A 14317-nucleotide genomic window follows, 5' to 3' on the forward strand; every position below is an offset into this window, starting at 1 on the left:
GTCGTCGATTCGACCGGGTCCGGAAGGAGACCAGGATGTTTCAACGGGTACGCCGTACAGTCGTGGTCGCGGCCGCGCTCGCCACCGTCGCCGCCGGAGCGGCGATCGGCGGGGTGACGTCCGCGCAGGCCGCCGCGACGGGCTGCCGGGTGAGCTACACCGTCGGCAGCCAGTGGGGCGGAGGATTCACCGCCGACGTCGCCGTGACCAACCTCGGCGACCCCCTCACCGGCTGGACCCTCCGCTGGTCGTTCACCGCCGGTCAGGTGGTGACACAGGCCTGGAACTCGGTGACCACGCAGAGCGGCTCCGCGGTCACGGCCGTCAACGCCGCCTGGAACGCGAACCTCGCCACCAACGGCACCGCGACCTTCGGCTTCAACGGCTCGTGGAACAACAGCAGCAACCCCGTGCCGGCGAGCTTCACCCTCAACGGAGTCGTCTGCACCGGCACCACCACACCGGGACCCACCACCTCGCCGAGCACCTCGCCCACCTCCTCGCCGCCCACGTCCACACCGCCTGAGCGCACCGTGCGTGTCTACTGGCTGCGGCCCACCGACGTCGCGTACGACCAGCGGTACGTCGACGGCATCGCCGGCGTGATGCGCGAGGCCCAGAGCTACTACCGCCAGGAGCTCGGCAAGACGTTCACCCTCAACAACCCGGTCGTCGAGGTCGTCAACGGCGACCACCCCCGATCCTGGTACGAGAACACGCCGAACGGCAGCGAGTGCTACTGGTGGGTCGTCTTCAACATGCAGCAGGAACTGATGCGCAAACTCTCCCTGCGCGCGCCGGACAGCCGCTGGGTCAACGTCGGCGAGATCAGCGCCGAGGCGTCGTGCTCCGGCGGCGGCGGAGGCGGCGGCTGGGTCATCCTCAGCGGCCACGACGCCGACGGCGCGGCAGGCATCAACGGCGCGATGAACCGCTGGTACGGCGGCATGGTCCACGAACTCGGGCACGCGTTCGGCCTGCCGGACTCGACCTCGACCGACGGCACCCCGATGTCCGCCTCCTTCTACAGCTACCCGAACACGCACTTCAGCCAGGCACAGAAGCAGGGCATCCTGAACGGCCCGTACGGCGGTTTCCTGTCCTGACGCCGCCCGCGACCGCCGCCGGTCCGCGAGGAGGCCGGCGGCGGCAGGCCGTCGCTCAGGTGGGGGTTCACCACGGTGACCGGTAGAAATCCAGGTCGGGGCCGAGGTGACGGTGGGCGGTCGCCGGTGCGGCCGGGGTCCAGAACGAGCCGGTGGTGTCCTTGGCAGCGGTGTTGCCGGGATGGACGATGCCGATGTGGAAGACGCCCGGTACCTCGGCGGGCGGGCGGCCGGCGAACACGAAATGGTTGTCCTCGCCCGTCGCGACCGGCGGGAACGGGTGCTCACGCCAGCGGTCACGCAGGTAGCACAGGGTGTTGCCGGCGACCCAGCGACGGCGGACCGGATAGCGGTAACGCCAGGCCCGGTCGGTCGCCGGCTCGTAGTAGAGCTGGTCGCCGGTGCCGCACAGGTCGGCGTTCGCCCGTGACAGGGCGGCGACCTGGCGGCTGACCCGGTCGGGGGCCTGCCAGTCGTCGTCGTCCCAGTGCACGATGATCTCACCGGTGGCCAGTTCGTTGCCGGCGTTGCGCTTGGCGCCGAGCACGAGCGGGCGGTCCAGGTGTTCGTAGCGGATCGGCCCGGCCGGGATCAGGTCGCGGATCTCGTCGTGGCCGTCGTCGAGGATCACCAGCTCACGGTCGGGGAAGTCCTGCCGGAGGAAGTAGGTGATCGCCCGCTCGGCGAAGCGGCGCCGGTCGCGGGTCGGCATCACGCAGCTCACCCGGGGCCCGGTCACGGCGGGAGCAGGGCGATCAGCTGGGCGGCGGTGAGGGTGGAGACCGCGGCGACGAAGTGGGCGTAGACCGCGGCGTCCGGGTTGCTCTGATGCATTGTCGAGAAGTCCTGCACGATCTGGGCCTGCTGTTCGCGGTTGAAGTCGCCGAACCCCGTTCCGGCGGTCTTCGCGGCGGTCAGGCCCGCGATGCCGCCGTAGGTGTAGCCGGCGCCCCAGATCTGGGCGTGCAGGGCCTGCGGCATGTAGATCGCGCCGGCCCGTTCGTACTGCCAGACGTGGGTCAGCTCGTGGATCAGGGTGTCCGGGGTGATCGGGCCCCAGCCGTTGATGGTGTGGAAGCTGGTGTATTCGCGGTGGCTGAACGCGGGGCCGATGACGGCGTGTTCGTCCAGGCGCACCAGGTCGAGGTTGAGTGACGTGCCGAAGATCAGGGTCGCGGCGGCGCGTTCGGTGCTGTTGAGCGTCCGGGTGTTGAACTTCAGAAAATCCTGGATCGTCTCGTACGCCTCTCCCACGCCGAGGATCTCGATCAGGTCGATCAAGCGGCTGCCGAGCCATCGCAGCAGCCCGAGCCAGGTGCCCGCCGAGCCCAGTGACTGCCACCAGTCCAGGGCCCATGGGCGTACGCTCCGGACGCCCTCCCAGAGGCCGAGCAGCAGCCGGCCGATGCGGGCCGGCAGGTTGGCTACCCAGTGTGCGATCCGGGCGAAGACGCCGACCGATTTGTCCCAGAGCTGGGTGGCGACCCACGTGACGCCGTTCCACACGGCGGTGGCGGCCCGGCCGATCGCCTTACCGGCGGTCCTGGTGGCCTCCCAGGTCGCCGACGCGGCGCTCTTGATCCCACCCCACACCCAGCGACCGAACCGGGCCAGTGCCCCACCGACCGCCTTCGCCCCGGTGACGATCCCGCTCCCGACCGCTTTGACGCCGGTCACGATCCCGCCGCCGACCGCCGCCGCTACGTGGACGATCGCCGCCGCCACCGTCTTCGCCGCCTCCTTCGTGGCGTCCCAGGCCGCGGAGCCGATGGCTTCGGCCCTGGCTTTCAGGCGGCGCACCGTGTCGATGACGACCCGCGCACCGTCATCGGTCCGGGCCAGTTCGACGACCTGTTTCTTGAGCCGTTCGCCCTCCGGGGTGTCCAGGCAGGCCTTCGCCCGGTCGGTCACCTCGCCGAGCGGGTCGGCGACCGGCATCCGGCCCGCGGTGTCCGGGTGGATCGGCCGCCCCTGCTCGGCGGCCCGTCGCAGGTCCTCCTCACATCGGCGGAACGTGGCCGAGGCGGCGTCGGCGATGTTGTCGGCCTTGGGCGGCGGCCGGTCGCCGTCGCCGCGGGCCGATTCGGTGAGCTCCCGGCTGAGCCGTTCCTCGTCGGTCTCCGGTTTCGGCTCCGGGAACAGGTTCACCGGCCGTTCGGCCACCGGGGCGTCCTGGGCGAGGTCCTGGGCCAGCAGGCCGCCCCCGGCAGGCGCCTCGGGACGGAGCCGGTCGGGTTCCTCACCGGTGGGCGCGGGGGTGGGCACCCGGACGTCCGCCCGGGTGCGGTCCTCGTACGCCCGGTGCCCGCTCATGTCGTGGGTGCACGGCGGCGCCGGGGCGGGGCGGCGGCCTTCGGCTTCTCCTCGGCCTTCTCCTCCGGCGGCCAGTCCTGGTCGGTGCCGTCGCAGCGCCGCCACGTGCCGGGTTCCAGGATGCGGCGGCACACACAGTTGTCGATCTTCTCGACGGTGCCGTCGGGGGCGAGGGTCACCTCGGCGAGGACCACCCACGGGCCGGGCGCCGCGGGGTCGTACGGCGGATTGCCCGCCCGCCCGGCCGGGTCTTCGACGTCGTCGCAGCCGGAGAGCACACCGAGGACGAAACCGTCCTGGTAGCGGGAGTACTCACACTGCTGGCTCCCGCAGCCGCAGCCACCGGGCTGGGCGAGCACCGGCCGTACCTGGAACTGCTCGTACCGGACCGCGACGTGGAGCGGGCCCTCCGGGTCGTCGTCGAACACCTCGACGCACCACGGGTCGGTCGTACCGTCGGCGGCCGACACGACCCCGCCGCGCAACGTCACGTCCTGGGCCGTGCCGATCCACACCTCGTCCCCGGGCGGGGTGAGCAGATAGCCGGGCTGCACCCGGACGGTCCACTTCCGGTTGCCGGCCTCCGGTTTCGCCGGGTCCTCCGGGATGACGCACACGAGCGCTCCGGAGACGACGCCCCAGCCGTGCAGGAACCGGTTGTGCCGCCGCAACCGCTCACGGAAGTAGTCGGCCTCGGCGGTCAGGTCGTCCGGGGTGATCAGCTGGCGGGGGAAGTAGCGCGGCCGTTCCAGGACGCCACCGCGCCCGGTCGCACCCACCGGGGTGTCGGCACACCCGCCGCAGCAACCGGATCGCGTGCCGGTGGTCATGGTCATCGGATTCCTCCTTCCGCTGTCTGGCGCCCTACCGGCGCCAGCTGTCTCCGGACTGTTCTTCCTCGACGACGCGGGACAGCACGTCGAACAGCAGCCTGCCGAGCACCACCTCACGCACCTCGATCTGTACGTCCTCGATCTCGACGTCCCCGGCCGGGCGCCCGTCGTCGCTGAGCCGCAGGTTCGCCAGCGGGATGCAGGGGTCGCGCGGTGGCCGCGGGCACTCCCGGGTCACCCACCGGGCGATCGCCCCGTAGTCGATCTCGCCGTCGCGCAGCACGTCCGGGAACCGGCAGCTGACGTCGGGCGGATCGGCGCGGCCGGGTTCGAACCCGATCCGGTAGCGTTCGCTGATCGTCCCGGGAGTGCACGGCTGGGTGGTGCCGCAGTCGCCGTCGAGCACCGGAGCCGGGTCGCTCTCGCACTCGTGGTAGCAGAGCACGGCCGTCACCCAGCCCCGGTCGCGATATCCGCGGTCCTGGTCCTGGTCGCGGGGCGGCCGTTTGCCCTTGGTGTCGCCGTCCGCGCCGCACACCCGCTCGATCAACTCCGGCGGTACGGTCACCGGCGCCGACCGGGCCGGTACGACGATCTCGCGCCCCCACCCGTCCAGTGCCACACCGGGGGTCACCGTGATCGCCCGGTGGTCGTCGGTGCGTTCGACGTCGAGGCCGCAGACCACACCCGCGCCGTGCACGAGGCGGTTGAGCAGGCGGCGCAACCCGATGCCGTACGCCGTCTCCAGTTCGAAGTGGTAGACGTCCATCATCTTGCCGTGGAAGAAGTTGTTGCGCCGGGGCGTGTCGAGCCCGCGCCAGCCCGTGGCCGCCGGTGACTGCGTGGATCCGTGCATCTCTCTCTCCTGTCCGGACTGTGCGTAGCGCGTCAGTCTTCGATGGCCGACGAGCCGAGGACCGTGTTCCGGCCGATCCGGCTGTGCCGGCCGAGGCGTCCCGGGCGTCGGCCGCCGAGCCGCAGGTCCTCGCCGTCGGTGAGCCGGGTGGCGGGCGGATCGCCGCCGAGGACGGTGTCGATGCCGATCCGGGCCTGCATGCCGATGCTCAGGCCGGGCTCGACGCGGCAGATGTGGTATTCCGTGTCGGCCGGACGTTCGTGTTCGAGGACGTCGACGAGTGCCTGCCGGCGTTCCTCGCTGTAGTCGGCGCCGCCGTAGAGACGGACCGTGAAGCGGTGGGCGTAGGCGTCGAACAGCGGCGCGCCGTAGTCCTCGCCGCTGATCAGGTGGGATCGGTCGACGGTTGCGGTGGAGCCGAGCACCGCGCCCTGCGGGTCGGCGGCGGCCAGCATGGTGGTGACACCGAGCACCGAGGCGCCGGTCGAGCCGGCGGCGGGCAGGGCCCACCAGGCGGCCTGGGCGAGCGGTTCCTCTATCCGTACGGTCAGTCCGGTCGCCTGTTCCAGCGTGGCCCGCAGCCCGGCCGCGGTGCCGGTCGTGGCGGTCCGGGCGTACGCCGAGGCCACGTCCTCGCGGGTCTGCGCCTCGGTGCGTCCCGGTCTCGCCGGTGTCGCCGTCCAGCGCGCCAGCTCGGCCAGGAACGGCGCCGTGGCGCCCGCCGGATCCAGCCGCGACAGGTCGCCGATCTCCCGCTCGACGTCCTCGAACAGGCTCTCGACCAGGGCGAGATACCGGGGCAGCACGTCGGTGGGCGCGACGCCGTCGCCGTAGACGGCCGGTAGCAGCGGCAGCAGGCCGGGCCGGTCGAAGTCGAGGCGCACCTGCTCGACGTCGGCCGATACGTGTCCCGACCCGGTCATTCGCAGGCCGAGCCACGCGTACCGGGCCGGCGGCCGGTCGACGAGATGCTGGGTGACGTCGGATGGCCCGGCGTACCAGGCGGGGTCGGCGAAGGCATCCGGCCCGGTCCCGGACACCGGCGGCCGCGCCGTCGGGTCGTTGGTGACGTGCACGAAGAATCGCAGATGCGCGTCGACCGGGAGGGCGGCGGCGGACGCCGTCACCCGCTGCCACGTCTTGGCCGGTTTCGTGAAACCGCCGAACGGCCCGCCCCAGGCGACGCCCTCCCGGACGTGCCCGGTCGGCGGCAGCCGCGCCGGAACCCCGGCGCCGGGATGGACCCACAGGTCACCGGCGGGGTCGACGGCGAGCGCGGTCACCGGCCCGGCATAGCCGACCGCGGCGCCGATCAGCTCACCGTCGCGGCTCAGCCGCAGGATCCGGCCACCCGCGGCGGTGTTGTCGCCGACGAAGAACGAGTCGGCCGTGACCGCGAGACCCAGCGCCCGGCCGGTCAGCGGCAGCCGGATCTGTGCCAGGGTGCGGCCCGCCTGGTCGAGGGTGACGATCGTGCCGGCGCCCCGGTCGAGGACGTGGATCAGCGGGTCGTCGGTGGCGACGGCCACCGGTTCCCGCAGCCGGGCCGCGAAGGACGTGATCTCCCGCCCGCCGGCGGTGAACTGCCGGACGTGGTGGTCGCCGGGGTCGGCCGAGTAGACCCGCCCGTGCCGGTCTGTCGCGAGCCCGTACGCGACGACGTCCTCCCACACGTCGACGAGTTGCCCGGTGCCGAGCTGGAAGAGCCGCAGCCGGCGGTTGCCGGTGTCGGCGGCGAACAGTGCGTTGCGCTCGGGATGCACCAGCAGCGCACCCGTCCCGGCGGCGCACGGCAATCCGGCGACCTGTCCGTCCTCGGTGAAGAAGACCGTGCCGTCCGCGGCGATCGCCAGTCCGGCGGGGCGGTCCGGGTTCACCGGCCCGGCCGGCTGCGGGCCGTCGAGTACCGGTAGCCGGGCCAGCCGCAGGCGCCCGCCGCCGATCTCCAGACCGTTCAGTGTGAAGTCCGGCCACCGGTCGTCCCGGTTGGTGTAGAGGTGTGTGCTCATCCCTCGAACCCCAGCCAGCCGACCTGCCAGGCAGTGAGCATGGCCAGCAGGTCGAGCTCGTCGTCGGGGACCAGGATCTCCTTCGGCGGGCTCTGGTCGGTGGAGCCGGTGTCGAAGCGCAGCACCAGCACCTGGGCGACGAATCCGGCCGGGCCGGCGTCGGTGATGCTGAGCTGGCCGTCGAGCACGACCGCTTCGAGCGGCAGCTCCTCCGCCGCCTCCACGACCTCGCCGTCCGGCTTGCGGATCGCCGTCATCCGCCGGGGCCCGTCGATGCGGGCGAGGTAGCCCGGCGTGGCCAGGAAACCGCCCGCCCCGGTGGGGATGTCCGCCTGCACACCGCCGACCAGGCGGTACAGTCTGCGGTCGCGGAGCGGCAGGGCGATGTCGGCGTCCTTCTCCCACGGGTTCCACTCGGTCCAGGCTGTCGGTGTCGCCACGCCGCAGGCGATCCGGGGCATACCGGTCGGCCGGGCGTTGCGCCGCTGGACGATGCCGAGGTCGCGGTCGAGTTTGCAGTCGCGTACGGCGATCTCGGCCAGGACGGTCCGGCGGCCGGACAGGATCTCGGCGGCGTCCTCGGCCGGGCTGCCGTCCGGGTTGAGCGCCGCCCAGCAGAAGATCGGTTCCTCGCGGAGCCGGACGGCTCCGCGGGTGTCGCAGATGCCCTGGCGCAACTCCACCTCTTCGAGGTCGGCGTCGCCGGGGTAGGCGATGGTCAGCACGAACCGCCGGGCCTGCCCGGTGCTGTCGCCGGCCACCGGCGGCACCGGTAGCGTCCGCGACGTAGTGAGGACGATCTCGCGGCCCAGGTCGTCGATGGCGTAGCCGGCGCCGGCCACCACCTCACGGTCGCCTTTGCGGCCGGTCACCGCGAAGCCGTTGCCGATGCCGGGCTGGTGCAGGCTCTGGTTGTGCAGCCAGCGCATCTCCCGGTTGAAGCCTTCGATCTGTTGCAGGTCCTCGGCGAACAGCCGCTGCCCGTCGAAGAACCGCTGGCGCTCGATCGAGCGGGTCAGGTCGATGAAGCTCATCGGTCCCCCTCCGAGGGTGAGCCGTGCTGCTGGACGCCGGTCCACACCAGTGAGCTCTGGATGACCCGGAAGAAGCTGCCGAAGAGTTCCTCGGGGTCCTCCCCGGCCGGGGAGGTGATCCGCACGAACCTGGGGATGAGCAGCCGGTAGGTGAACCCGTCCCGGGTCGGTTCGGCGACGTGCTCGAACGGCACGGTCAGGAAGTCCGGCACCTCCGGACCCCACATCGCGCCGGTGAACTGCACGAAGTAGCAGGGCACGGCGGTGAACCCGCTCGCCGAGGTGTCGACGCGCAGTTGCAGGCCGACCAGTCGTTGCTCGCCGGCCAGCGGTTCGCGCCACACCCGCCAGCCGTTGCTGCCGGGCAGCACCACGCCGTGGCCGATCCGGGGTGCGGCGATCGGCCGGGCCCGCGGCGGCGCGAACACCGTGCCGTCGCCGAGGGCCAGCGGTACGCCGTCGGCGCCGAGTGGCCGGGTTCGCGGTGACCAGGCCAGGCGTACCGGGCCGTCCGCACCACCGGTGGCACGGTAGCCGAGGACGAGGCGGTACCTCTGCGGCTCGGCCGGGATCGTGATCCGGCGTTCGGCGCGGGAGATGAGCTCGCGGCCGTTGCGGTCGTAGGCCAGTCCCGGCCCGACGATCGCGACGCCGTTCTCGAACCGTACGCCGAGGCCCTGCACCACCCCGAACGGGTCGTGCACGGCCCGGTTGTGCCACCAGCGCAGCTGATCGTCCTGGGCGGCCTGCCCGGCGAAGTCGTCGCCGAGCAGCGCCTCGCCGGGGTCGTGGCGCATCCGCAGCGGCGCCACGGGGATCAACGGATCTGCCATGCGATCACCTCACGTCGATCTCGTGCGGTCCCGATGCGACCAGGCCGGTCGGCCCGACGCAGACGTCGCCGCAGGTCGCTCCCTGGGACACGAGTTCGAGGGCGAGCACGTGCGCGACGCCGGGCACCCGGTCGACCACGGCCAGGATCTCGGCCCGGTAGACGTCACGCCCGAACGGCCAGCCGGCGCCGTCCGGCCCGCCGGTCAGCGGATCGAAGAACGCGTCCAGGGCCGTACTCACCGACCGGGGCAGCCCGTCCCCCGGCACATCGGCTCGGGCGGTGACGGTGGCCCGAACGCTGACCTGCGTGAACGTGGGTGCGGCCACCTCGATGCGGGTGCCGACGATCCGGCGGGTCTCCAGATGGGCGCGGACCGCCCGGAGCAGCCCGGCGGTCGGTGCGGGACGCTCCCGTGGCAGCGACGGCAGCACGACCACGGTCACCACGCCCGGCGCGGTCAGGCACCCGAACGCCGGATGCCGGTTGGCGAACGCCTGTGCCCGGACCGGCTGGGCGCCGGGTGTGGCGAGCGCCAGCGCCACATGGTCGTCCAGGGTCACCGCCCGGTTCGGCGCCGCCCGCTCCCGCCGTGCCGCGGCCGCCGCCTCGTCGATGGTCTGCGCCGCCCGCCCGCCCACGGCCGGTGTGACGTTACGGGCCGTCACGTCGGCGTCGTCGGTCACCACGGTCACCGCGCCGGCGCCGAGGTTGCCTCGTTCGGCGGCGGTCACCTCCACCGCCACCAGCAGCGCCGAACCCTCCGACGGCACGCGCCCGTGCTCGCCGTCGCCGAAGGTCACCACCGCGCCGGCCGGGTCGGCGCACGCGTGGGCGTCGGCTCGCCGGGAGGCGGCGAAGTCCGGCACGATCCGCCACTGGTGGCCGTCGCCGGTGACGCGCAGGGTCTGCGCGACCAGCCGGCCGCCGGACAGCGCGATCCGCTGGCCGGGGCCACCCGTGCCCCGGTAGGTGGCCTCCAGCGGCACCGACTGGACCGCCTCGACGCCGTTGTAGGCCAGGCCCAGCAGTGCGGGCGTGACATCGTGACGTCCGCGGGCGATGCGTGCGCGCAGCCAGCCGAGCTGTTCGCCGGGCCGGTCCGGCAGGCCGCGCGGGGTGAGCGTCCACGGCAGTCGCAGGGTCACCCGGCCCTCGGCGGTGAAGGCCCGCGTGGTGTCCTCGGCCGGGACGGCGGCCCAGATGCCACCGGCGGTGAGTTGCTCCCAGACCAGGCGGACGGAGTGGTGCCGCCGGTCGCCGGGCGGCGCCTCGACCGGGTCGGCGGGCACGACGCCGAAGCTGAGCCGGCTTCCGGCCGGCAGAGACCCGGGAAGATCGAGACCCAGATGTACGGCGGACCCCTCCCCCGGGTCGTTCCCGAAGATCGCCATCGGCCGCCGCCCGGTGACGTCCACCAGGTCACCGGTGAGCACCGTGGCCAGCCGCCCGGGCTGCACGGTCACCGGGTGCCGGGTCCGGAACGGCACGGTGGCCCCGAACGGGTCGTGTCCGGCCAGCCCGGTGCCCTCCGGCAGCTCCCGGGCCGCCGCGCCGGCACGCAACGTCAGCTCGGCGACGACCCGCGCCGGTCGCGGCGGCTCCGGCGCCACCCCGGCCAGGGCGAGCAGTTTGCGCAGCTGGCCGGGCCCGATCCGGTTGAGCGTGAACAGGTCGAGTTCGGCCAGGTAGGCGAAGAGTTCGAGCAGCGTGATGCCGGGGTCGGCCGGATTGTGGTCGGTCCAGTCCGCGGCGTACGCCGGAATCAGCGCCCGCCCCTCGTCGACCAGCGTCTGCCAGCGCAGGTCGTCGAGGTCGGGCAGCGGCAGCCGGATCACCATGGCTCCTCCGTCACCGCGAGCCGCAGGGTTCCTTCGGCGACGACATGACCCGGGGGTACGGCCACCGCTTCGCCGCCGGTCCGCCCGGCCACCGAGATCGCCAGATCCTCGACATGGTCGAGACCGGGCAGTGTGGCCAGCACCGTGGCCACGTCGGACAGGAACACCGGCCGTCCCGGTGGCCAGCCGTCGCCGTCCGGGCCGCCGTGCAGGGGGTGCAGCAGTCCGCCGAGCGCCGCGGCCGCCGCGTCCTCCAGCTCACCGGCCGCCCCGCCGCGCCGGGCCACCAGGGTCGCGTCCACGTCGACGCCCTGATATTCGGGTCCGGTCACGTCGATCCGCCGGAGTGCCGCGGTGGTGGCGCCGGCCCGCCGCGTCAGGTATTCGCGCACCGACTCGCGCAGCCCGAAGCTGGGCCACGGACGCGGATCCGCCCCGGCCGGGATGATCACGACGGTGAGGCGTCCCGGGCCGCGGCGGCCGCCGGCCGCGCGGGTCGGCCGCACCCAGGCCCGGGCCACCGCGGGCGACGCCTCCCGGGCCAGGGCCGCCAGGTCGTTCGCCGACAGTCCCCGGTCGCGGTGGCGCAGCGTGGCCGGTCCTCGTGCGTTGAACGCGGTCAGGGTCTCGGTGTCGGCGCCGCCCTCGGCCGGCACCGGGTTGGTCACCGATTGAACGCCGCCGATGGCCGCCTGCAACTGGGTGATGGTTCCCGCGGTGACGTTGCCGGCGCCGCCACCGCCGGTCCGGTATCGGCGGGCCGTCACGGCGGCGCCGGGCGCGGGGATCCGGCCGTGCACGCCGTCGCCGAACGTGAGCCGCCCGCTGGAGCGTTCGAGCAGGTAGTGCCGGTCCCCCGGCCCGGAGTTCACCAGGCCGGCACGGTACTGCCAGGTCACCCACACCTCGGTCACCCGCTTCGCACGGTCGCGGCGCAACCGCAGCGGCGGGCGTTCCACGTCGGCCACGCCCTCCCGGCCGAGCAGCGTTTCGAGGTCGGTGATCGCCCGCTGGTCGCCGGGGAACAGCTCGTGGGCCACTACCCGCCATTCGGTGGCCGCCCGGGGGCCGGCGAACTCGCGCACCTCGACCGTCTCGCCGGGCAGCACGGGGATGCGCGGGAAGGCGAGGGTCTGTTCTGGTACGCCGGTGCCCGTGCCGAGTGGCTGATCGGTGACGGTCTCCTGCTGGATCACCCGGGCGGCGTTCGGATGGATGGCCCGGATGGTGGGGCTGCCCGGTGGCCCGTCCTCGGCCAGGCGCACCCGCAGCCAGTGCAGCGGCGTGCCGAACCGGTCCAGCGCCCGGCTCTGCCGCGGGCCGGTCAGATGGACGAGGCCGGGCAGCCGCAGCCGGTTCGTCTCGTCGCCGGCGGGTAGGCGCCGCCAGGCTCCGCCGTCGAAGAACTCCCAGATCTGGGCGGGCCCCCGGGTGTCGGCCGGGTCCTCCACGACGTCGACGAAGACGCCCAGGTCGTCGACCGGCAGCGGCCGGTCGAAGCCGAGGTACAGCGCCGGGGTGGTGTCCGCGGGCGGGGTGAACGGCCGGAACACCTGGCCCGGCCAGACGGCCTCGGTGGTGCGGTCGGTGTGGCGGAAGTCGTTGTACGCCAGCACCCGCTCGGGTACGGCCGGCCCGGATGTCCAGGTGTAGCCGAGCTTCAGGACCGACACCGCGGGCGGGCGGGCGACCACGTAGCTGAAGGTGTTGTGCGCGATCGGGCTGGCGGCCGTGTCGGTCCAGCTCACCGTGGAGGTGAAGCCGAAGCCGCCGCTGACCAGGCGGGCCCGCAGCCAGCGTGCCTGACGGCCGGCGACGGTCAGCGGTTCCATGTCGTCGGGGACGGTCAGCAGGATGGTGCCGATCGGTGAGCCGGCCGGTGGGTCGAGGTCGGCGGGGCTGGTCGCCGGGTCACGGGTGGTGCCGGGCATGGTGACCCAGGCGTCGCCCCGCCAGTATTCCCAGGCGACCTCGTGGCTCAGGGTGGTGCCGCCGGCGGCGAGCTCGTCCTGGGGCGTGGCCGTTCGGACGTACGCGATCTGAAGGTTGGCTCCTGGTTTTTCGAAGGCGTCGGCGGAGCTGAGGTAGAACGCGGAGCCGGGTTGTGGCTGTTGGCCGAAGGGGTAGAACGGCTTGGTGACGTCGGCCTCGGCGCCGTCGACGATCGCGAAGTCCGGCAGGAAGCCGTCGCTGACGCCGGTCGTGGTGCTGACGGGCCGGGTGACGATCGTGGAGAGGCGGATCTGTTCGATCTCGGGCAGCAGGGCCGCCGGGTCGGGCAGCAGCGGCTCGGTCAGGCGGCCGCGGATCCAGAGGTTGACGGTGCCGTCGATCTCCAGGGGTGCGGTCTGTGCCGCGTCGGTGAGCAGGTGGATCGCGCCGGTGTGCCGGAGGCGGTCGGTGCTGTCCTGCTGGGCGGCGGCCTCCCGGTCGCAGGCGGAGATCGAGTTGGCGAACGGCCGCCAGACCACGCCGTCCCAGTACTCCCAGACGGTGTCGAGCGGTTCGGACGAGCCCTGGCTCAGTTCCAGGTCGACGGCGACGTGGCTCTGCCCGGTGAGCGCGAGCAGCGACGAGTGGGCGAGGTAGAGGTGGTGCGGCTGGTCCTGGAGGTCGGCCGGGCGCCACGGCTGGAACGGTTGCCCGGCCGTGATCGCCGGCATGTGGTCGATGGACTGGTCGCGGCCCGGCCACAGGCTGCGGACCTCGGCGAGCCGCGCGCCGGTGAGGCCGGTGGTGCGCTCGACCTCGAACAGCACCTGGGCGTCGCCGGACGCGGCGACCAGCCGGGTGCCGACCGGCACCCGGCTGTCGGCGGCGCCGGGGGCCAGGGTGAACACGACCGGCGCGCGGGCCGGGCGTGCGGTGGTCAGCTCGACGCCGAGCAGGTCGAGCAGGGCTGACTGGTGGCGTTCGGGGACCCGGTTGAGCCGGGTGGCGATCGCGGCCAGGTACCGTGCGAGGGCCTCGTGCAGTGCCGCGTCGGCGCCGGTGCCGCCCGGCCGCCACTGCGGGACGAATCCGGGCAGGCGCTCGTGCAGGGCGGCGACGAAGGCCGCGGCGTCGCGCGGGTCGATGACCGGGCCGGTCATGGCGCTGTCCCCTCGTCCAGGTAGAACGGGTAGACGAGGTTGTGCAGCGAGTTCGTGGCCCGGATGCGGTACTGGACGTCGATGGCGATCAGCGGCAGTTCCCGGTCGGGGGTGACGGTGACGGCGAGGACGTCGATGCGCGCCTCGGCGTCGACGAGGGCCTGCTGGACGCGGTTGCGGATCCGGATCAGGGTGGCGGTGTTGATCGGCTCGAAGACGAACGTGCCGAGGCCGGCGCCGAAGTCGGGGCGCATGACCCGTTCGCCCGGATCGGTGGCCAGGATCAGCCGGATCGACTGCGCCACCGCCTCGTCGTGGGTGGCCGTGTGCGGCGCGCCGTCCGGGCCGACCCGGATCGGGAAGCCCCAGCCGGTGCCGAGGAAGGCGCGCGGGTCGGACAT

Annotated in this window: 11 protein-coding genes; 1 reads left to right on the forward strand and 10 read right to left on the reverse strand. The window is 73.2% G+C overall.

The genetic code is table 11. The features are described from left to right. Positions 1-35: 35 nt before the first annotated feature. Positions 36-1106, forward strand: a complete 1071-nt coding sequence (locus tag BJ964_RS36180) for a cellulose-binding domain-containing protein (RefSeq protein ID WP_188124847.1) — start codon at positions 36-38, stop codon at positions 1104-1106. A 67-nt stretch (positions 1107-1173) separates the two neighbouring features. Here the strand turns inward: BJ964_RS36180 and BJ964_RS36185 are convergent, their stop codons facing one another. From BJ964_RS36185 to BJ964_RS36230, 10 genes are read right to left on the reverse strand one after another with little or no spacing between them, the layout of a single operon-like run. Further along, positions 1174-1818 (reverse strand): glycosyltransferase family 2 protein, encoded by a 645-nt coding sequence (locus BJ964_RS36185; RefSeq protein WP_203832685.1) that lies wholly within the window; start codon positions 1816-1818, stop codon positions 1174-1176. A gap of 23 nt (positions 1819-1841) precedes the next feature. Continuing rightward, a complete protein-coding gene (locus BJ964_RS36190; protein ID WP_188124849.1) occupies positions 1842-3419 on the reverse strand; it encodes a hypothetical protein in 1578 nt (525 codons plus the stop codon). Continuing rightward, positions 3416-4255, reverse strand: coding sequence for a hypothetical protein (locus BJ964_RS36195; RefSeq protein WP_188124850.1), 840 nt, complete (start codon positions 4253-4255; stop codon positions 3416-3418). Before BJ964_RS36195 ends, BJ964_RS36190 begins: the two co-directional genes overlap by 4 nt. A 28-nt stretch (positions 4256-4283) precedes the next feature. Then, positions 4284-5108 carry a hypothetical protein gene (locus BJ964_RS36200; RefSeq protein ID WP_188124851.1) on the reverse strand — a complete coding sequence of 275 codons (825 nt, stop codon included), beginning with the start codon at positions 5106-5108 and terminating at the stop codon, positions 4284-4286. Between the two features lie 32 nt (positions 5109-5140). After that, positions 5141-7117: a phage tail protein gene (locus BJ964_RS36205; protein ID WP_188124852.1), complete on the reverse strand. Its 1977-nt coding sequence runs from the start codon at positions 7115-7117 to the stop codon at positions 5141-5143. Then, a complete protein-coding gene (locus tag BJ964_RS36210) occupies positions 7114-8151 on the reverse strand; it encodes a hypothetical protein (protein ID WP_188124853.1) in 1038 nt (345 codons plus the stop codon). The genes BJ964_RS36205 and BJ964_RS36210 overlap by 4 nt, the downstream gene beginning before the upstream one ends. Beyond that, a complete protein-coding gene (locus tag BJ964_RS36215; RefSeq protein WP_188124854.1) occupies positions 8148-8984 on the reverse strand; it encodes a hypothetical protein in 837 nt (278 codons plus the stop codon). Before BJ964_RS36215 ends, BJ964_RS36210 begins: the two co-directional genes overlap by 4 nt. Before the next feature lie 4 nt (positions 8985-8988). After that, positions 8989-10824 carry a putative baseplate assembly protein gene (locus tag BJ964_RS36220; protein WP_188124855.1) on the reverse strand — a complete coding sequence of 612 codons (1836 nt, stop codon included), beginning with the start codon at positions 10822-10824 and terminating at the stop codon, positions 8989-8991. Next, on the reverse strand, positions 10818-13916 hold the full coding sequence (locus tag BJ964_RS36225; RefSeq protein WP_188124856.1) for a putative baseplate assembly protein: 3099 nt from the start codon (positions 13914-13916) through the stop codon (positions 10818-10820). Before BJ964_RS36225 ends, BJ964_RS36220 begins: the two co-directional genes overlap by 7 nt. After that, complete coding sequence (locus BJ964_RS36230; RefSeq protein ID WP_188124857.1) at positions 13913-14317, reverse strand: GPW/gp25 family protein; 405 nt, start codon at positions 14315-14317, stop codon at positions 13913-13915. The genes BJ964_RS36225 and BJ964_RS36230 overlap by 4 nt, the downstream gene beginning before the upstream one ends.

This window comes from Actinoplanes lobatus, from assembly GCF_014205215.1.
Lineage (GTDB): Bacteria > Actinomycetota > Actinomycetes > Mycobacteriales > Micromonosporaceae > Actinoplanes > Actinoplanes lobatus.